General features: G+C 65.4%; 15 protein-coding genes. 4 read left to right on the top strand and 11 right to left on the bottom strand.

Translation table 11 applies throughout. The annotated features are described in order from the left end of the window. Positions 1 to 5: 5 nt before the first annotated feature. From OG811_RS16185 to OG811_RS16155, 7 genes are all read right to left on the bottom strand, one after another. On the bottom strand, positions 6 to 794 hold the full coding sequence (locus OG811_RS16185) for a DUF6082 family protein (RefSeq protein WP_406075336.1): 789 nt from the start codon (positions 792 to 794) through the stop codon (positions 6 to 8). Between the two features lie 33 nt (positions 795 to 827). Then, positions 828 to 1,442, bottom strand: a complete 615-nt coding sequence (locus OG811_RS16180) for a DUF6879 family protein (protein ID WP_406075335.1) — start codon at positions 1,440 to 1,442, stop codon at positions 828 to 830. Continuing rightward, entirely contained in the window at positions 1,435 to 1,710 is a 276-nt protein-coding gene (locus tag OG811_RS16175) for a hypothetical protein (protein WP_406075334.1), read from the bottom strand. Before OG811_RS16175 ends, OG811_RS16180 begins: the two co-directional genes overlap by 8 nt. Positions 1,711 to 1,812: 102 nt before the next feature. After that, positions 1,813 to 2,073, bottom strand: coding sequence for a hypothetical protein (locus OG811_RS16170; protein WP_406075332.1), 261 nt, complete (start codon positions 2,071 to 2,073; stop codon positions 1,813 to 1,815). Further along, complete coding sequence (locus OG811_RS16165; protein ID WP_406075330.1) at positions 2,073 to 3,143, bottom strand: FAD-binding oxidoreductase; 1,071 nt, start codon at positions 3,141 to 3,143, stop codon at positions 2,073 to 2,075. Before OG811_RS16165 ends, OG811_RS16170 begins: the two co-directional genes overlap by 1 nt. Beyond that, positions 3,140 to 3,430: a hypothetical protein gene (locus OG811_RS16160; RefSeq protein ID WP_406075329.1), complete on the bottom strand. Its 291-nt coding sequence runs from the start codon at positions 3,428 to 3,430 to the stop codon at positions 3,140 to 3,142. The genes OG811_RS16165 and OG811_RS16160 overlap by 4 nt, the downstream gene beginning before the upstream one ends. Beyond that, positions 3,427 to 3,654: a hypothetical protein gene (locus OG811_RS16155; protein ID WP_406075327.1), complete on the bottom strand. Its 228-nt coding sequence runs from the start codon at positions 3,652 to 3,654 to the stop codon at positions 3,427 to 3,429. The genes OG811_RS16160 and OG811_RS16155 overlap by 4 nt, the downstream gene beginning before the upstream one ends. Before the next feature lie 292 nt (positions 3,655 to 3,946). On the opposite strand from OG811_RS16155, the gene OG811_RS16150 reads away from it, so the two are divergent. Together OG811_RS16150 and OG811_RS16145 are read left to right on the top strand one after the other, a co-directional pair. Further along, entirely contained in the window at positions 3,947 to 5,047 is a 1,101-nt protein-coding gene (locus OG811_RS16150) for a multiprotein-bridging factor 1 family protein (RefSeq protein WP_406075325.1), read from the top strand. Next, entirely contained in the window at positions 5,044 to 5,583 is a 540-nt protein-coding gene (locus OG811_RS16145) for an isochorismatase family cysteine hydrolase (RefSeq protein ID WP_406075324.1), read from the top strand. Before OG811_RS16150 ends, OG811_RS16145 begins: the two co-directional genes overlap by 4 nt. A 704-nt stretch (positions 5,584 to 6,287) precedes the next feature. Here the strand turns inward: OG811_RS16145 and OG811_RS16140 are convergent. After that, entirely contained in the window at positions 6,288 to 7,523 is a 1,236-nt protein-coding gene (locus tag OG811_RS16140) for an IS110 family transposase (protein WP_406069517.1), read from the bottom strand. A 336-nt stretch (positions 7,524 to 7,859) separates the two neighbouring features. Here OG811_RS16140 and OG811_RS16135 point away from each other — a divergent pair, with 336 nt between their 5' ends. Together OG811_RS16135 and OG811_RS16130 are read left to right on the top strand one after the other, a co-directional pair. After that, the gene (locus OG811_RS16135) at positions 7,860 to 9,005 is read left to right on the top strand and encodes a transposase (RefSeq protein WP_406075322.1); all 1,146 of its coding nucleotides are present in this window, start codon (positions 7,860 to 7,862) and stop codon (positions 9,003 to 9,005) included. After that, positions 8,909 to 9,448 carry a transposase gene (locus OG811_RS16130; RefSeq protein WP_406075321.1) on the top strand — a complete coding sequence of 180 codons (540 nt, stop codon included), beginning with the start codon at positions 8,909 to 8,911 and terminating at the stop codon, positions 9,446 to 9,448. The genes OG811_RS16135 and OG811_RS16130 overlap by 97 nt, the downstream gene beginning before the upstream one ends. A gap of 83 nt (positions 9,449 to 9,531) precedes the next feature. On the opposite strand, the gene OG811_RS16125 is transcribed toward OG811_RS16130, so the two are convergent. Genes OG811_RS16125 through OG811_RS16115 form a run of 3 tightly spaced genes read right to left on the bottom strand, consistent with a single transcriptional unit; the run spans position 9,532 to position 19,774 of the window. Then, positions 9,532 to 14,379: a helicase HerA domain-containing protein gene (locus tag OG811_RS16125; RefSeq protein WP_406075319.1), complete on the bottom strand. Its 4,848-nt coding sequence runs from the start codon at positions 14,377 to 14,379 to the stop codon at positions 9,532 to 9,534. Continuing rightward, positions 14,376 to 16,013, bottom strand: a complete 1,638-nt coding sequence (mads7, locus tag OG811_RS16120) for a methylation-associated defense system protein MAD7 (protein ID WP_406075317.1) — start codon at positions 16,011 to 16,013, stop codon at positions 14,376 to 14,378. The genes OG811_RS16125 and mads7 overlap by 4 nt, the downstream gene beginning before the upstream one ends. Further along, on the bottom strand, positions 16,010 to 19,774 hold the full coding sequence (locus tag OG811_RS16115; RefSeq protein WP_406075316.1) for a protein kinase domain-containing protein: 3,765 nt from the start codon (positions 19,772 to 19,774) through the stop codon (positions 16,010 to 16,012). The genes mads7 and OG811_RS16115 overlap by 4 nt, the downstream gene beginning before the upstream one ends. Between the last annotated feature and the right edge of the window lie 2 nt (positions 19,775 to 19,776).

Raw genomic sequence — 19,776 nt, 5'->3', positions numbered from 1 at the left:
CGCACTCATCTGTCACGCCGGGCTGGGGCACCGTGGCCGCGACAGCGGCCGGCAATGACGGCAGCGGCACCCAGCACAACTCCGACCGCGAGCACGGTGGCTCGTCCCTTCGCGGCCTGCCGCTCGGGCCCTACCCCGGGGCCGCTCGTCCGCGTAGCCACACGGGGCTCGTTCTCCGCTGGCCCTGCCGCGGCTGCCAGCAGATACCGACGGTCGACAATCGCGGTGAAGCGCCGCGCGCGTCGTGACGTCTCGGCCGTCGTACGAGGGCCTCGCGCCTCCGCCCAGAATCGGCGACCAACCTGCCCCTTGAAGAACTGATCGGCGAGCACCTCCAGGTGTCGCGCGGCGAGTACGTCCACCTCCCACATCGACTGCCAGTGGGTCACGATCAGATTCGCGTACACGTGCTTACGGAACCATTCGACGTCGGCGGCGTCTTCGATTGGCCCCCAGCATTCGAGGAGGGCCGGATCGTCGATCGCCATCTTGAGCAGGTCGGTGTGCAGGGCACGTACTGCCTGCTCCCGGGCTGCCTTGGCCTCCCGGGACTGCAGCACCAACGACGACACGACACCGATGAGCGCCAGGGCCGCGAGGATCGCTGACGCGGCACCGTACGTCTGACCGACGTTGCCCAACAGCGGCCAGTCGTACCCGGGACGCCTTCCGATCCAGAGCAGCACGGCGGGCGAGATCAGGACGGCTGCAAGCATGGCCAGGACGGCAACGAGCAGGATCGTTGGCGTGGCGGATCGACGGGCCAGGTCGGAGACCATCCGGAGTCGGGGCACACTGCCTCCACGCTCGCTGGTGGAGGCAGGCTACTACAGCTGGGGCACCGCTGGACTTGTCCCGTCGACCTCTCGGCGAAAGAAGGATTCGAAGGACTCAGCCCGGTCAAGCAGCGTCAGGACCTGACTTCGACAGCCCTGTACGACCGTCGGTTCGACCGATTTCTCCGCACCGATCGGTGTGCCCGAGGTGTCGTACAAGACCTCGTAGACGGCCTGACGGCCCACCACCATCAGCTCAGGGATCGGTCCGGCCGCGGCCTCCAACTCGGTCACCGACTGGGCATCCAGCACACGGATCTGCTCGCCGGCTTCCGCACGGTAGCGAAGGAAATGCAGCTCCCAGACCAGATAGGGCGTCAGTGGCAGCTCAACGATCCGCAGGCGCCGGAGCCCGGAACCGAGCTGGTCAAGGTGCGCAAAGAACGCCACCAGCTCCGGATTCGGCTCGGCAGCGATCTGAAGAGCGTCCTCCCAACGACCGTCGGCGTAGGCCTCCCAGCTCGAGCTGCCTGGCTCGCGGAAGGTCTGGATCCGCTCGGTCTTGAGGATGGGGCCGTTGGTCGACTCGACCGTTGCGTAGAAGTCTGCGTCGTACTCGGCGAGACTGAGCCGCTGCCGGGTGGCCGATTCCAGCAGGTCACGCATCCGGGATGTCCGGCTTGGCCGCCACGAGCATGCTTCGCGGAATGACGACTACCCGTTCGTCTGCACCCACACTGACGTCGTCCGGTAGTCGGCTCGCGAGGACGTCGGTCAGATCGCGGCCGATGACCGCGACATCGCCGTTGGACAGCTCCCAGATGTCGGGACAGGTTGTGGTCCCCCCGCTCTCGCCCAGTTCTGCGGCGGACCTACCGAGTCTCCGAGCGAAGCTGGCAGTGCGGTCTGCTTCCCAATGTCCAGCCATGTTCATCTCCCACAATCGTGGACTGGCAGTCAGGTTAACAAGGTCAGGGCTCCCACCCGGACGAGATTTTTGGTGTTTTCGGATAGGAGGAAGTGGATCTGTTGAGCTTCAGGGCCGCTCATGCCGGATTCTGGCCTGCCGGGTCTGCCAGGTGCGGAGCGCGTTCTTGACGCGGTGGTTCTCGGCTTGGGCGAGGTCGAGTTGGCGGCCCTGTTCGTGCAGTTCGTGGGCAAGGCGGTAGAGCAGCGCGTTGACGACATCGGGCTGATAGCCACGGCGGCCGAGGCGAGTGCGGGGCAGGTCCAGCGCGGCGACCCGTTCGGGGGTCAGCGGGCCGGTCAGGGCGTGTCGACTGCGGTAGACAGCCATCAGCGGCTGAAGCCAACAGGCAGGTGGAGGCGCGCGGCGGGGATGCCGAGAGCGAGCAACCGTGGCCGCGCGCCGGCCAGCATCGCTGGTGGGCCGCAGAGGTAGATCTCCTGATCCGGCTGGTGGTGGTCAAGTGCCATGGTCAGGGCGTCGCCCTGTTCGGCCGGCTCGGCGCAGGGGTCGTCGGAGAAGGCCGGCACGATGGTCAGCCAGTCGTGGGCGCATTGCAGCTTGTCGAGAGCGATCGAGTCGTACAGGTCGGTGAAGGTGCGCGCGCCGACGACCAGCGTCACCCGCCGACCGTCCGGTGCGGCGGCGACCTGCTCGACGAGGGCGCGCAGCGGCGCCAGGCCGGTGCCACCGGCAACGAGCAGCAGATCGGTGGCTCGCGCCACATCGAGGCGCAGGCCGGTGTTGCCGGGTGGGCCGAGCCAGAGCAGCTCGCCGGGGCGTACCTCATGGACCAGGCGGTGGGAGACGGTCCCGGCGGGTACGGCGCGGACGTGCAGCTCGACGGTGCCGTCCGCGCGTGGGGCGTTGGCCGGCGAGAGCCAACGCCAGTGCCCCGGCAGGCGCGGTGTGCAGACCGGCACGGCCTGGCCTGGCTGGTAGGGCAGTCGCCGCCAGGGACGTACCGTCAGAATGGCGATGTCGGGGGACGGCCGTTCGTGGCCGATCACCTGGACGTGCCACCAGGCCGGACCGTCATCGACCCGGGCGGCGGCGTGGCGCACGGCGTGCGTGGCGCGGCACAGGGCGCGCTCCCCAGCGAGGGTGAGCGACGGCGTCCACAGTGGGTCGGCGTGGCGGGCCACGGTGGCGAGCAGCGCGTCGCCGATGGTGGTGGAGTGCGGGAGCAGGTCAAAGTGACGGTACGCGCGGCCGAGCACCATGAGCAGCGCCGCCCGGTTCGCCGGGTCGTCACCGCCGACCAGGAGGCGGCCCAGTGCGGTGAAGAACAGCGGCGCGTCGCGGTGTGGGAGCAGCCCTGGTCGGCGGTCTTCGAGGGTGCACCAGAAGTCGCCGGCAGCCCGGTCGTCGACGGACGCCCAGGCGGTGGCCAGGTTCACGCGGGCACCTCGAACGCCCGCCTCGCCAGGGCAATGCGGGCCTCCGGCAGCTCGGCCGCCCACAGCACCCCCACCAGGTAGTCGACGACCCTCCGATGCTGCGCCTCCGACAACCCCAGGCCGCCCCAGCCGGCGTCTGGCGTTGCTTCTCCGTCGAGCGCGTTGGCCAGGCCCGCGGTGAGGTGCGCGGCGAGCCGGCCCAGGTCAACCCCGATGAGGTACGGCGACAGCTCCGCGTCCGCCACCACCAGGCGCAGCCAACGGGCGACCACTTCTGCCGCGGTCATGCCGGTGTGCCTTGAGTGAGCTGCACTTCGCTGAAACCGGCGGCCTCGACGGTGGCCCGGCCCCAGCGGGCGAGCCGACACGGGTACGGGACGCGTTCGCTGCGGCACAACTCGCCCTGCGGCCAGCGCTCGGGAACGTGGATGGTGACCGCTCGCAGTGCGATGGACAGGTCCTCGTCGGTGACGGGCGTGAGGACCGGGAAATCGTCGATCAGGGTGGGCATGCCGGCTCCGAGACGTTGACGGATCGAGTGGCGCCGGGGCGGGCGGGAACGGAGCTGCGCCGTTCGGGTCGGCACAGCTCCGGAGCCAGCACCCGCCCCGGGCCATGCGTCCAGCCTGATCAAACGGCTGATACCGCGACATGACTACTCGCTGTACTTGCGCTGTACCTACCCTGCATCGAAGTCGTTAAGCTGGCCGAAGCGGCCACGACGCGATCGGAGGCGAGAAGACTTGCCTACTGTCCAAGCGTGGACGGGTCGGGAGACCCGTGCGCTACGACAAGCGCTGCGGATGAGCATTCGCGACTTCGCCGAGAACCTCGGGGTGAGTGAGCGGACCGTCTCCAAATGGGAGGCCGGACAAGATGCCGTGCGGCCTCGGCCGGAGATGCAGGCCGCACTCGACACCGCGCTAAGCAGAGCCGGCAGTCAGGCGGCAGATCGTTTCGTCGCTGCAACTAGCAGGGCTGCCCCCCAGCACACCCATGTCGGGGCTGACTATCGGGTCCAGTCGCACAAGTTCATACCGGCCTACACGAGCCCGTCGGCAGCTACGGAACTAGCCACCCAAGGCCTCTTTCAGCGACGTCCGCACGAGTGGTTGGACGTCTCGATCGCGGGGCTGCCACACCCCGAGGGAACCTGCACCGCACACGTCTTCGAGTGCGGTGTCGTGGTGCTGCACATCGTGCAGGAGCTGAACTTTCGCACCTTGGCCGCACTGGCTGCCTGGCGATACGCCAGCTACGAAGAGGACGTACCCTGGGCAGCCAATCAGGTTGCGAGGCTTCTCTCGCCTACTTCGTCCTCCGATCACGTAGCGCCGGAGTACGTGCTGTCGATGTACGTCCTGCAGGAGTCCGCATGGACCGGCGACGAGCTTGAGAACGCCCTGCGCCTCATGAGCCTGCCGTCTGTGCTGGTCAACCGTCGCGCAAGGCCCTGTCCCGAACCGGTCGCCGACGACGTCGAACTCCGCTTGCTAGCCCAAGGCTTCGATCAACCCTCGGTTCAGTCCTTCGGCGTGCACGGAGTCTCCCTGGGCTACGCCAGTTGGGCGGGCGTGGCCTACCACGCCCTCTCCCCCGAGCAGGCCCTCATGGTCGACGACCTGGTCTCCTGTGAGGTCGACGTGCAGATGCTCTGGGCCTACTGCCGCCACATCCAGCGTCAGGTCGAAGACGGACGGGATCCGGCCATGCCGCCCGAGTTCGGCTGGCGCTTCCTACGTGCTGCCCACTCACGATTGACGACGGCCAGGGCGCGCGAGACAGCGCAACATTGCATGATGCGCGAGGCGGCGCTCTCAACGAGCGGCCTCCCGGCACGTCTGATGCAGGCCCAAGCCGCCCTTCGCGAGACGGCTGCGTTGAGTGGCAGAGTCGACGCATGAACGAGACGCGTGCCGCCCTGATCGTCATCGACATGCAGAACGGCTTCATCAACGACCGCAGCCGAGGCGTCATCCCGAAGGTCGTCGAGCTGGTCGAACAGTGGGAGGCGACCGGGCGGCCAGTCGTGTTCACCCGCTATCACAACTACCCCGGCAGCCCATTCGAGCGACTGATCCACTGGTCCTCGGTGCAGCACCCGCCCGAGACAGAGATCGTGCCCGAGCTGGCACAGCACGCCAACCGCGCCAGAGCGGTGATCGACAAGAATATCTACTCGTACTTCTCCTCCGCTGGTACCGCCTTGACGGAACAGGAGGGATGGACCGACCTGGTGTTCTGCGGCGTAGCGACGGAGAGTTGCGTGCTGAAGTCGGCGGTTGATGCATTCGAGCGCGATCTAACACCGTGGCTGGTGACGGACGCGTCCGCCAGCCATGGCGGACAACCCGCACACGAGGCCGGCCTGTTGGTCGCGCGCCGATTCATCGGGAGCGGACAGCTCATCGACATCGACGACGTACGCGTCACATTCTGAGGATTTCGGCGACGGCCAGGCATTCTTTGACCAACTACACGTCTTTCCGCTTCGCCACCCGCTTGGCCGACAACGGGATCCTGCCCTCCATGGGCTCCATCGGCGACTCCTACGACAAGGCCTTGATGGAGAACTTCTTCTCCACCCTGAAGACCGAACTCGTCTACCGCACCACCTGGCGCAACCGCGACGACGCCGAAACGCGATCTTCAGCTACATCGACGGCTGGTGCAACACCCGCCGCATCCAGAAGGATCCGGGCTACCTCAGCCCAGACGAGTACGAGACCGCCTGGAAGTTAACCCACATCGATCAGCCAGACTCAACCAGCATCACCCCGACGCCAACCGGCGGCAGGTAACAACACCTCCGCGAAAGCGGGGGGGACCTAACAACTCCGCCTCGCCCGCGCTCTCGCCGCCGACCTGCGCCGCCCCTGGGAGAAACTCGCACACCCGAGCGTCTCTCGCCCGCCCGCGTCCGCCGGGGGTACCTCGCGCGAGGATCACCTGTCCGGCCGTTGCACCGAAACTCTGTCGGCCAGGAACGGGGCGACCACCCGGCGCCGCAACACCCACCCCGCCCGCGCCACGACGTCCACGTCTTGACCTCCCCCGTTCAGAGGGGAATTGATTCATCGAGGGCGGTAAAGGAAAGGTACTCCTGACGCGAAGATTCCCCTTCGCGTCAGAGGTTGGTTCGCTTCACGATGCCTTCTCCAGGGTGACGCTGTACCCCATGGCTTCGAGTTGATGGATGGCTCGTTTCTTGGATCGGTCCGGGTGAAGGCGGGTGAAGTAGTCGGCGCCGGGGTCGTCGTAGAAGGTGCCGGTGGTGCCCATGTGCCAGATCGCGATGAGCATGGAGTGCTGGATGGCCATGTTGGCCTTCTGCGGTCCACGGCGTGAGGCGATGCGCCGGTATCGGGCGCCGAGGTAGCTGCGCGGGTTCTGGGAGCACGCCATCGCCGCCGCCCCCAACGCTCCTTGTAGGTAGGGGTTGCCGGGTCGGGTTCGGCTGGACTTCACCTTGCCCGCCGATTCGTTGTTGCCGGGTGTCGTACCGGCCCACGAGGCCAGGTGCTTCGCAGTCGGGAAGCGAGTCATGTCGGCGCCGGTCTCGGCGATGATCACGTCGGCGGTCAGAATGCCGATGCCGGGGATGGAGCAGATCAGGTCACGGAAGCCCTGAAAGGGCTCCATCATCACCTCGATCCGCTCGGTGAGCCTGTTGATCGCTGCCGTATGCCAGTCGATCAGGTCCAGGTGCACGCGAGCGAGGAACGCATGGTGCTCGGTGAACCGGCCGTTCAACGCTTCGGTCAGCTGGGGGATCTTTGACCGGAGCCGACGCTTGGCCAGATCCGCGAGCGCGGCCGGATCCCTGTCACCAGCGATCAACGCCTCCAACATCGCCCGCCCAGACACTCCAAGGATGTCGGACGCGACCGCGGACAGCTTGATCCCGGCGTCCTCCAGCAACTTCTCCAGCCGCTGGACCTCCCGGCCACGTTCCCTCGTGATCGCCGTGCGTGCCCGGGTCAGATCCCGCAACTGACGGATCGGCTCGGGCGGTACGAACGACCCCCTCACCAGGCCGTGCGCACCGAGCTGAGCAAGCCAGGTCGCGTCCGCGACATCGGTCTTACGACCTGGCAGCGTCTTCACGTGCCGGGCGTTGACCAGCATGACCTCGAAGCCGGCGTCCTCAAGCAGGTAGTAGAACGGCTTCCAATAGTCGCTGGTCGCCTCCATCACCACACACGTCACCTGCTGATCGACGAGGTGGTCACGCAACGCGAGGATCTGGCTTGTCATCGACCCCCAGGTCGTGACCGTCTCAGTCGTCTTACGGCGACCAGCCCCCGCGATCCGCACGCACACCTTGGCGTCCTTCTTCGAGATGTCCATCCCGGCGCAGCGGGAGTGAACGACTTCCATCACCAGCCTCCTTCACACGCGGACCACGGCGTCCGTCGCGGGGAGGGCAGGGAGATTCGAAAGTCTGACGCTCGGGCTCACTGGCACCAATCCACGGTTCCCGTGGAAGCCCTCCGCCACCATGCTGACCTACAGGCTCATCAGCACCACAGAGCATTCGGGGTCGACCACGACGAACCCCATCACAATCCGCCCGAACACAGTCGGGCCGCAACCAGCAACCGGCGCCGAATCTTCGCACACCGTGGTGCGCCTCGAAGACGGCGCCGCGTTGCTGACCTGTAAGGATGTGAGTGTCTACGTCATATCCACAGCAGAATCGGGTGCACCTTTCCGGTGAGTAAGAGTAGCGGATGGGACCAGCGGCTGCAGGTAGCCGCCGGCGGTAAAGGCTTGGTCGGGCATGCGGGCGCGGTCCTGCTGCGGCGGTGCGCGGACCGGGCCGGGCTGACCGGTGCGTTGAACACGATTTTGCCCCGTGGGCGAGGGCCGGGCTGGTGGGATCGGGGCACGGTGCTGATCTGTCTGGCGACCGCGATCGTGCTCGGCGCTACCAGCATGTCCGACATCGGGCTGCTGGCGCATCAGGCCCCCGTGTTCGCTGATCCGCCGTCGGAAGCGACCGTCCGCCGAGCCCTGGCCGGTCTGGACCCGGTGTCGCTCGGCCGGATAGCCAAGGCCAGGGCGAGAGTCCGGGCCCGGGTCTGGGATCTACTTGCCCGCCGGCCTGACGGTTTTCCGTGGCTGATGGTGGCGGGCAAGGTGCTGACCGGGTGGGTGGTCATCGATCTGGACGCCACCCTGATCACCGCCCACTCACCGAAACAGGGTGCGGCGGCCACGTTCAAACGCGGGTTCGGGTTCCACCCGCTCGGGGCGTGGTGCGCGAACACCGGCGAGAGCCTGGCCATGCTGCTGCGCTCCGGTAACGCCGGCTCGAACACCGTCACCGACCATATTCGCGTCCTCGGCGAGGCGATCGCCCAGGTTCCCGTGAAGCACCGGCGCAAGATCCTCATCAGGGTCGACGGGGCCGGCGCCACCCACGACCTGCTCCAGCACATCGAAGAGATGAACCGGCTGTGGCGCACCGTGACGTTCACCGTCGGATGGACGATCACTGACATCGACGAAACCGCGATCGAACAACTGCCCGCCGAGGCGTGGACCGACAGCCTGCGGCAGGACGGCACCGCCACCGATCAGGCCCAGTCCGCCGAACTGACCGGTCTCAACCAGCGGGTCGCGAACTGGACCGATGGGCTACGGCTGATCGTCCGGCGGACCCGGCCTACCGCCGACACGCCAAGAAACTCACCGACCTGGAAAAACGCACCGGCTGGCGGTACGCGATCGTCGCGACCAACATCCGCCGTATCCACGGCGTGCCGGGCTCGCACCACCCACAGTTCCTCGACGTGCTGCACCGTTCACACGCCGACGTGGAAGACCGGGTCCGACACGGCAAGGCGATGGGCCTGAGGAACCTGCCCTCCAAAGCCTGGACCGTCAACCGCGGCTGGATCCTCGCGGCGAACATCGCCGCGGACCTGACCGCCTGGACCCGACTCCTCGGCCTGCACGACCAACCCGACCTCGCCCATGCCGAACCCGACACCCTGCGCTACCGAATCCTGCACCTACCCGCGAAACTCGCCACCCACGCCCGCCAGCGAACCTTGTCCATCCCCGACACCTGGCCTTGGGCCCAGGCGTTCCTACTCTGCTGGCACCGCCTCGGCCTGCTACCCCTGACCTGCTGGCCCCGCCACCCCGCCCCTACCAGCAGAAAGACCGTTCCGGCACCAGGAGAACCGGCGCGCCCGCAGCGACACGCGGTACTACCGACCTCCAACAGGATGGACAAAACGGTCAAGCCGAAACGGATGAGCAGGGACCAAACTCCTCCGACGGATCGAGGCTGACCACAAAGGACGCCGAGAAACCAGCTACGAGGGCAAACGAAGACCACGAATCCCCGCCCATGTCGCACAGGCTAAAAATCAAGTTAGGGGTTCATGTAGATTCTCCGAGCCTGCACTTCGTCCGGCGTTGCGACGTAAGCCTGACCAACGCCGAGCTGCTCAATCTGCTGGCTAAGATCTTGACCGGCACGGCCTCGCAGATAACCAGCCACCGCTTTCGAGGCCGGGAAGTTGGTTCGAAAGACGATTTTCGTTCCGGCGTTTTCCAGAACCTGGCGACGGAAATCTTCCAGTCCTTGACTGGCGACGACTACTGAGATGCCGTACTTACGGCCTTCCTTCATAAGTTTCGGCAATGTCACATCTTTCGCGAGCCGGTGTGCCTCGTCCAAGACGACTGCGAGACGCATGCCACCGCCCTCACCCCATCGGAACATCTCGCGGTACACCTTCCGGAGGAGGAAGGCGCCGGCGGCCAGCTGAACTTGTTCGAGGCCGAGGCCACTGACATCGACGACAACGCCACCGCCGCTCATTGGGTTGAAGGACCCGGTATCTCCGTCTCGGAACAGGCCAAAGTCTGTCAGCGGGCGCAGCCGATCACGGGCGTTTCGACCCCGGCTTTGCGCCTCCACCTCCTCAAGCGCCGCGGCGAAGTCCGACATGTTTGGCAGTTGCTGCCCCGGCTCTACGCCTTCCCAACCGCACTCGGCGTAGCACCGTTGGAGTGCCTTGTAGACATGGTTGCGCTGGATCTCCCCGAGGCCGCACACGTACGACATGATCTCGGCAATCTCCCAAGCAGCGTTGTTCGCGGCCTGAGCGACGTCGGTGCGCGGCTCCAGCGGATTGAACGGCAAGCCTTCCGTAGCGTTGATCACTGCAGCGCCGGCTGGCGGGTCTGCGGCCATGTCTCCGTGAAAGTCAAAGACCAATGCGGGCAGCCCCTGAGACGCGAAGTCTCGGATGATCTTCCTCGTCGTCACTGATTTGCCTTGGCCGGGGATCCCGATGATGAAGGCATGCGGGCTGCCTTTGGTGCTCACGCGCCAGGTCGCAGGCAGGCCCGAACCGTCAGCGCCGAGCGTTACCTCGACGGTGTTGAGGTGCCCGCGGTCACCGTCCGCCCCATCCGCCGAGTCATCGTCTGCGGGCAGAGGAATCTTCACGCCGGGATTGGGGGCTGCCGCCTCATCTCCCTGGTCCGCTGCCCCTGAGCCGTTCACAGTCGAGGCGTCGTCACCGCTCCCTGGCTCGGGCCGTGTAGAGGGAGGGTTGTCCAGTTCATCCCGCTTCGATAGTTCCATCTGCGTTGTGAAACCCACCCGGCCCAGCTCCTGTGCGGTGAGCACCGCCATGGGGATGTCCCGGTGCTTTCGTGGGAAGCCTTCGTCACCGTCGAGCGCAATGACGTATCCGCGCATGGTGATGTCCGGGTTCTCCTGCTGCTCTTCAATCCGATCCACGTATCGATGAATGTCGACGAGCCGTGCGCTATCAATCAGTTTGTGCACAGACGCCCTATCGGCGTAGTAGTGCAGCAGGTTTGCTAGCCGCGCTCGCTGAAGTTCGCCGTCGACTCGAGGCGGGTCGGTGGCAAAGTATCGCGCCTGCAGAAGTTTTCTGGTGTCCATGAGTTGGTCGGCGATGCGGTCGGCGAGGGCTTGCGGGAGGAAAGCCTCGCGTCGGGCTTTGACCTCGACGCATTCGATCCGGAAGGATCGTTGCCCGACACGGACCAAGAGCAGGTCGCATCGACGGGCTCGTTCGCCGTCGCGCGATGTCGGGCCGAAGATCTCGGGGTGGGCGTCGACCGGTATGACAATGACACCGTCAAGCTCGCCACGTTGTCGTAGATGCATGACGAGTGCACCGAGGCTGACGGCTTCGCGGGCGAGGGTGTTCTCGCCGAGCAGCCGCAGAGCGAGGCGCCCTGATACGACCGACAGGGTTTCAAGGAGATCGCCGACGCTCGCGTCGATGGCAGCCAGCCCGAGTTCCCGCATGGCGGAGGCAAGCAGCGCGGCGACCTCGGCACGGTGGGAGGTGGTGACGCTAAGACGTTCGCCCATGCCTTCGACGAAGTCCGGGGCGTAATCCAATAGGTATGCGCTGTCGAATCCGCTGCTCAGCGGGTCCTCATACAGGTTGAGGCCGAGAAAGCGGTCTACGGTGAGCACCCAGTCGGTGCGCTCATGGAGGCTGCGAAGCTGTGACAGACGGTCTTCGTTGAGAGTGACGTCGACGCTTGGCGTCGCGGAGGCATCTCCCATCCATCTTGCTAGGGCACCTTGATGGGCTCGGTGCGTGGCGGAGATGTCGCCGTGCTCGTTGGCCGGCCGCGGCCGTAGCGCAGCGACGTTGCGCCACACCAGTCGTCCGTCCCGCTCGACGGCGTGGGTCGTTGTCGGCGTCAGGAGGTCACGGAAGGAAGCCGAGCGGCTGGGTGGTGCGGAGGTAAGGCCAAGCTTTCCGGTGGGAAGGTTCTGTACAACCGCGAGGTGCGCGCCAGTTTCGTCTTCCAGGATCGCCTTGGTGGCCCGCACGGCCAATGACAAGGGTGGGGACAGGTGACTTCCCTGTGCGGCACGTGAGATCAGGCGCAATGAGCGCTGCAGGTCCTGGACAGGCGCCATTGGATCGGTGAAGGAGGTCTGGTCCGTGTAGGCGACGACTTCGAGCCGCTGACCCTCTGGTGCGTCCTCGCTTCCGGGGATGACCAGCGGGCGCAGAGCTCCGGCCAAGAGCCGGCCCGAGCCGGGATTGACGGCCAACAGCCGCAGCGCGGACCCTCCTGGGTGCGCCGCTCGAAAGGCCGCTATACGTTCGAGGACCATGTCCGACGCGGCGCGTTCTTGGGCCCCTTCACGGACGATTCCCAATGCGGCGCTGATGACGTCGGCGGCGGTCTCGGCGGCGGCTCGATCGACGGGCAGATATAGAGCGGTGCCGTGGGTGAGTTCGGAGTCATACACCATCGGTGTTTCGTCGGCTGACAGCAGCACGAAGGGCAGATTCGCCGCCGTTACCCGACCCGCAAGTTGCAGGTCCACGGCCGCGGGTCGGGCGGATCGTGGAAGACCGTCGAGTCCTGCCGCCCACCGGCGGAATACGTCATCATGCGTCGCAATCCACGCAAGGCGAAGAGGGTGCAGTGGGAGAATCACTACACCGCTGACCGGACCCGCTGCCGTTCGTGCATGCACGGTCAACGTGTCCAGGCGCAGCAGAGCAGAAATCTGTTCGCGGTCGGTAGTGTCGAGCGCCCGACGGTAGGTAGAGAGGTAAGACGCGACGAGCTGCCGCAGCTCGTCGGTCCATTCGATCGATTCGGCAGTATCGCGGGGGGCGGCTTCGGCGAGGGCTTGAAGGACTCTGCCGCGCCGTTCGCCGAGTGTGCGAGGCAGCTCGAGGGGTACATCAGCTATAGATTGAGCTTCTAGACGCGTGCCGGGCGCGACAGTGCCGGACAACGCCGAGGGCCGAGCTCGTTGTTCGATGAGGCGACGCTGCAGGTTCACCAACAGGTCCGAAACGCGGATTTGACTGACGCGCCGATTGCCTAGTCGAACGGAGAAAACCTGTCCCGGCAGATCCCACGTGACGAGGTCCTCGGTGCGATCGTCCAGCCCGTCGACGGCTGCCCGTAGCACGGCCTCTGGAAGGGACGTCGCCGAGGCGGTTCGCAGACTCTCGGTTGGGTCGCCGTCGACGACGACGACTTCGAACTCCTGGCTGTCAACCTCGGCTGGTGCGCCGTCGGATAGCAGGACTCGGTCGCCATGGGAATCAAGAGCTTGCAACCGGACAACGAAACGGCTGCCCTGAGCCAGGTCGTCTTCGGTCACGTTGAGCTTGACGGTGGCACGCCTCTTGCTGCCGGCGGCCTTCGCGCTACCAATCGCGCTGGTCTCCTCTGACCGGGCGTCTTCGGGCGGCAACACCTCGAGTAGCCAGTTCGCGACAGTGCTGGTTTTCGGTGGATCGGTGGTCCACTTGACAGCGACGGTCCCGTGGCTGTCCTCGGGGACCTGGCAGATAAGCTGACCGTCCGCGCCGAACTTAAGTTTGCTGGTGGCGTCCAACGCATTGTTGGCCTTGATAAAAGGCGCGATAACGACCGAGGTGAGCTCGCTCTCGACGTCGTCAACGAGAGGCCAGCATTCGAAGGTAAGTCGCCCCGAGTGCTCGTCGCCCAGCAACTTCGTCCATCGGGTCGCGTTCGACAGCGGCGACCCCTTTGATTCGAGAAACGCCCGTAGCCGCAGCCTTTCTTCGGAGTCCCGCAGTCCTGCATCCACGAGCCGGTCGCTGACCGAAGCGGTGGGTCGGCGTGCGTGAGCGATCGCAGTCGCGGCAGCGGCGTTGCGTGCGAGTCTCTCAATGGCTGCGGGCCCGTGGTCAGGTATGAGTCCAAGGCGCCACAGTTGACGACCTAGGTTCATCTCATCTGGCTGCTGCTCAACAGCGGCCAGGAAGCTGGCCCACGCCGCTGTGCCAGCACGCCGGCCCGCCTGCGCTCGGAGGATCCGTAGTTCCTCGGCGATGTCGGATTGCCGCAGCTCACGGTCGAGGACCTGTCCGGCTCTCTGTAGCAGGTCGACGAGTGGCAGTCGCTTGAAGGAGTTGTCCAGGGAACTGGCCGCATGTCCTTCGCCGGCTGGTACGAGCAGGAGCAGCGGTCGTCGCTTGCGATTTCTCAGCTCAACGGCACGATCCGAGTCAATTGCGTGATCATGCGACGGCTGCCTCTGCAGGACGTGCACGTCGACGCGTGGGAGGCTCTCGGTAAGGGTATTGGCCAACCGGATTGCGTCCGTAGTGTCGATGTCGTCCAGCCGGACGCAATGGCCGGGGGCCACGTCACGCAGGTCCTCGACTAAGAGCCGGGCAACGGTGTCGTCGAGGAGGTCGAGGTGGAATGCGCTCACGCGGCGGCCTCTCTCGGACGGTTGACGAACTGGGCGCTGAAGTCATCAGAGAGGCTCTGGAAACAACCGAGCAGTTGGAGCTTTCGCACAAATGCTTCAAGGTTGTCGGCCGCTCCAGCTCGGCTGTCCGGGCCGTCCAACATGACAGGTGGGCGGGCGATGAGCAGGCCGAAACGTTGCTCGAGGCGGCGCAACACCTCGGCGATGGGCAGCTTCGCTCGGGTACGAATCCCGGACGGTTCAACGAAGCACAGGGTGAGCAGCGCCGTAAGCAGCTCATCCGACGGCGCGTAGCGCCATGTCGTGCGCGCCTTTTGCGTGCCGGCGAGTAGGCCATAGGTCTTGTTGATCCCACCGGTCGACCAGAACCAGGCAACCTGCTTCTCCATGCCGCCTTTGCGGAGGCCGTCGACCAGGACGGTCGTGAGTTGCTCCGGGACGCTCAGTCCTGAACGGCGAACCTCGTCGATGAAAGCACGCCCTTCGTCGCCGGAGACGGAGTCGTCCAGTGCCTGCTCAATCGCGCGTAGCTGCATGCGCAGCGCAAGGATCATTTCCGGATCAGTGCGCATGTCGCTGATGGCCCTTAGCTGTTGGCTGGCTGGCATCTCTCGGACGGAGTTGCCGCCGCCGACCAAGACTAGAGCCTGGTACAGGGTACGCAGCAGCAACCGATCAGCGAAGAAAGACCCGAGATTGTCGAGATCGCGCTGCACACAGCGCTGCGACAACTCGTCGGACGGGCCGCCGCGCCGCCTGGTGAAGTCGCAGTAGATCTCGAGCGGGTTGTCCGCATCTGGCTTATCGAGGTCGGCGGTCGGCTGGTGTTGAAGGACGGCACGCGCGGCGGCGGCCGTTCGCAAGGGGAGCTGGAATAACCTCAGTGACAGCAATGCGGCCAAGTGCGACATGGCTTCCGCTGGCGGCATGAGGGCGCCGTAGAGGCGCAGGAAGGCCAGCACATCGCCGCCGAGTGGAGCGACCGCTCCGGGGACGGCGAAGTCGGGCAATTCCTTAGATTTGAATAGCTTCGCGTTACCTGGGAAGACTTCCAGCAAGCGCAGGCAAAGCAAACTGTTGATGTCTATGCAGGTACTCTCGTCGTAGCATGGGGTCGCCGACGGCATCGGCCCCAGATCGACGCCAGCGCCGAACACATCCATAAAGAGCTTCATGATAATCTGCTCCGGATGTTTCTGCCCAACGCCTCGAACCGCAAGCAATAGACTGCGATAGGTCAGCTCGTCAGCCCGCCTGTTGCGTCTGCTCTTCGGTAGTCCTGACCTATAGGTAGCGATGGTTAGTGGTTGCAGGTAATCCATTTGAGCAACGTTTCGGCGCCGACCGGCCGTGCCCGTCTTTACGACCGAGGTGCGTAACCACCCGTCGAGTATCTCGCGACCGCGTTCGTGGCCGAAGCCAACGAGCTTGACCGACTGGCGTAGAGCCGATAGTCGGCTTTCATAGTCCTTCGGATCGGTGGTGGAGGCTGCCGTACGACCCCCTTTAACAGCGAGTTCCAGGATAGGGGTCATCATGCGGTCGACGTCGACGTCGTTGAGCTCGACCGGTAGCAGCAGGTCAAAACCGAGCGCGTTGAGGTCTTTAAGCTGCTTAGGCAGGACGAAACTCACGTCTCCTCCAGGTAGATGTGTTGGCCGCGGAGCACGGCGGTGCTCGCTGATCCGGCCGGGTCGACGATGCGCACGACTGTCGCACTTTGGCGCCGAAGCTGAGCGGCGAAGCCGTCCAGGTCTTGCCGGACAGCATCGGAATGTACGTCGTTGAGAACCTCTCCGTCTGCAGCACGTAGGACGAGTTCGACGGTGTCCAGTGTCAGTGGTAGCCGGGAACCGGCGTCGTGCTGCAGCGTGAGCCGGTCCGGGATGGACTCGACATAGGACTTAGTCCCGCCGTGCACTTCGAGACGGAACTGGTCCGAGGGAATCTCTTTTAACACGGCCCAGCCGCTGCCACGGTCGCCTTCCTTAATGGCGAGACCAGTACCGTCGTAGCGCGGCGCGCCGACAATGCGACTGGCGCCCAGCAGCAGACGAGGCAAGGCGGCGTCATCCTCGGGGTGCCGCAGCATATAAAGGAAGTCGTCGAGGTAGCGGTAGGCTCGCGCTCGACGACGGTCGAGGGCTGGAGTCGTCCAAGTTGCCATGTAGAGCCGCCGTAGCGCGGTAGCTGCAGCACGCGGATCAAAGGCGGCAGAATCGGGGACAAGCTCTGGATCGAGCCGGGCGACGCGCTCTACCTCCGGTGAGGCGACAAGGGCAGGGTCCACGTCGGCCCATTCCCGTACCAGGTAGTCGCCGCTGGCGGCGTCGAAGGCCAGGTCGTGCAGCAGTGCGGACTTGTCGCGCGAGGGGTCCAGGTTCTGACGGGTTGCCTCGTGCACCTCCTGACAGGTGCGGTCCCCCGTGATTAGCCAGGCAATCGCGGAGCGCACGTCCCGGAAGGTGGCGCGGCGCAGGCGGCGAAGGTGGCTTATGAGCACCAGCTCGCCGACCGCTTGCTGCGAGTGCGTCTGGAGCGCGGTCGCGTTCTGTAGCATCGGGCAGGTCTTGCGGGAGATGCAGCTGGCGCAAACTTGCCAGCGGGTGTGGGCGGTGAAAGCATCCACGATGTCAGTGGCCAACCCATGGGAGTCGAGGTCGGCCAATGCGCGCTGCTTGAGGTCTACGACGGTCACCTCAGGAGACGCCGGGGCTTGCTCGTCGATCTGCGCGCGAACTTGGCCGGCAAGATCCTCGTACAGGTCTTCGAAATCTGTGAAGAACTGCAGCAGTCTGCCGTCGTTGGCTGCGATCAAAGCCGTATGTTTGTTCGGGTCGCGCCCGTCGGGGTCTAGGGCTTGTTGGATCAGACTGTCGGACGAGGTGCCCTCATGTGACTCGCTTGCGTCGTAGACCGCGACATAGGTATGACCGTCGCGTTCGAGCCGCCAGCCTGCGTCGTTAACTGCGAGGGTCGTGGCACCTCGCTCGCGCAGTTCCTGGCCAGCCTTCGCGAGAAACGCGGTTTTTCCGTCACCGGGATTGCCGGTGAGCAACACGACTCGTAGTGCACCTTCAAGGATTGCCGGCATGAGCTCGACGTCCAGACGAGTGCGGACGTAGGTGTCGACGGCGAAGTCATCGTCGAGACCTCGATTGCCGCTGTTGCCTCCGGTGCTGCCACGGTACAGCCGACGAAGACTGTCGACGGTGGGGTTGATGAGCTCCTCACCGGGGGCCGCCGAGGAAGCCTGCGCCATGTCCAACTGCGTGGCGAGCTTTACTGCACTGGCAGGCCGTTTGACCGGGTCCGGGTCAAGTGCCTGGAACAGCACCTCAAGGAATGCTGCGCCGTCTGGCCCCCACTGTTCCTTCTCGCTCTGGGTCGGTAGCACTGGCGTCGAATCCCGCAGCGGCCCTTCAGCGGCATCGCCGGCATACGGCGGCCGGCCGAGCATGCACATCGCGAGACTTGCGGCGAGCGCGTAAAGATCGCTCTGCACCGTCGCCGGAGCGCCTTGCAGCACTTCGGGCGCCATGACGAACGGTGTCCCTCCCCCCGAACGGTTACCGATCTTTCCCGTAAGGCCGAAGTCAATGAGGACGGCGGAGTCGTCGGGGGTGATGATGATGTTGCCGGGGCTGATATCCCCGTGCACAAGGTCGAGCCCATGGATGTGGTCGAGTGCCTGCAGGACGGTTGAGGCGATGCGGCGGGTGAGGTCCAACTGCAGCGGCTCTTGTCGCGCCTTGTCTCGAAGGCTTACCCCGTCGATGTAGTCGTTGACGAGAAACCCCGGCGGGGGCTGCATCTGGATGTCGTACACCCGGGCGCAGTTGGCATGCCTCACCCGTTCAGCGGCGTCGTACTCCTGGCGGGCGCGTGCCGCGACGTCCTCGTCGTGAAATTGCTTTAGCACCAAGCGCCGTTGTCGGTCGGCGTCCCACACTGCCCAAGTCGTGGCGTAGGCCCCTTGGCCCAGTCGACGCTCGATGCCGTAGCGGTCCTTAATCGTGGCGCCCGGACGAAAATCGTCACCAGCCGGCCGTGCCGGCTCTGCCGGTTCGATCAGTCGAGTGGCAACCTCCGCGGCCGTAGGGCGGCGCTCAGGCTTAGCGATCAGGCAGTCGGCGAGGGCGGCGCCGAGATCGCCGTGCTCCTGCAGTGCGTCGGCGACAGCTGGGACATCGGGGGCGTCGTGCACCTCGCCAATGAGCCAGACCGCCATGGACAAGGCCAGGGAGTAGACATCTGCGGCAGGGGTCGCCAGAACGAGGCTCTCCTTGCACTCGGGGGCACGGTAGGGCAACCCGAGATCCTCGTAGTCGACGAAGAGTGCAACCGACTGCTCGCCGCTGATCCGAGCCAGATAGAAGTCGCTGAAGCAGACGCGCATCTGCCGGCCGAGCCAAATACGTCGCGGGTGCAGGCCCCGGTGGAGCAGTTTGGCCCCGTGTACCTCGGTCAACGCCTGGAAAGCGTCGCGCACGACGGGTCGCGCCACTTCGACGGGGAGCCGATCATCCGGCCGAGCAGGATCGGATTGATCGACCGAGACACGCAGATTGCGAGCATCCGGCGGCGGAACGACAGGAACAATCAGCCATTGCCGGGCCTCGTCGGCGATGACAGGGTGCGACTGCCAGGCCCGGCCGAGGTCGGCCAGGCTGCGAATGGCGCGCTCCTCCCGCCGGATAAAGTGTTCCGGGTCGTCACCGCCCCAGCCGTGCAGGGGATAGCAGCGCAGGAGGACGACTTGCTGGTCGAGCTGTGCGCGGAAGCAGCGGGCACGTCCCACCGGCGCGAGTTCTTGATCCACGGTATACGGGCCGATGTTGACGACGCGATCATCTCGCTGCGGCAGTCCTTTCAGCACTGCCAGCGCAGACGCCCGCACCGGCGCAAAACCCGAACGCGCTGCCTTGTCAAGCCTTCGTAGGCCCTCCGCTGCTAGCGGCAGAGGCAAAATCAGCTCGCGCGAGTCATGTTCCCTGGCGCCGAGCAGATGCACATCGGGCTTCGACAGGATGATGCCAGCATGGACTCGGTGCTGGCCGCGCGCGGCAACTCCCCAGTGCGTCACTTTTTTTTGCAACAAGCCAGCGACGACGCGGGCGAGGTGACTCGCCCGGTCGAGGGGGTTGCGGCGGGGTTGACCGTTCACGAGCCACTGAGCGTCGCCCGCAACGATCGTCGGGCCCCAGTGCTTTTCGTCGAGGAGAAAGATCAGCTGCTCTCCCACTACCAGCAAGTCGACGTCGTCGCGCCGGTCTCCGGGCAGCTTCCGTCCAGCGATGACCTCCCAGTCAACCGGCAGATCGGCGGCCAGCGACTCGGCGGCCAGCTTCTCGCCCGGCCCCACCCAGTCCCCAAGGACGGTCAACTGAGCCATGA

The sequence above is a fragment of the Micromonospora sp. NBC_01638 genome (assembly GCF_045209745.1).
Classification (GTDB): domain Bacteria; phylum Actinomycetota; class Actinomycetes; order Mycobacteriales; family Micromonosporaceae; genus Micromonospora.
This window is presented reverse-complemented; position numbering and strand designations above follow the sequence as displayed.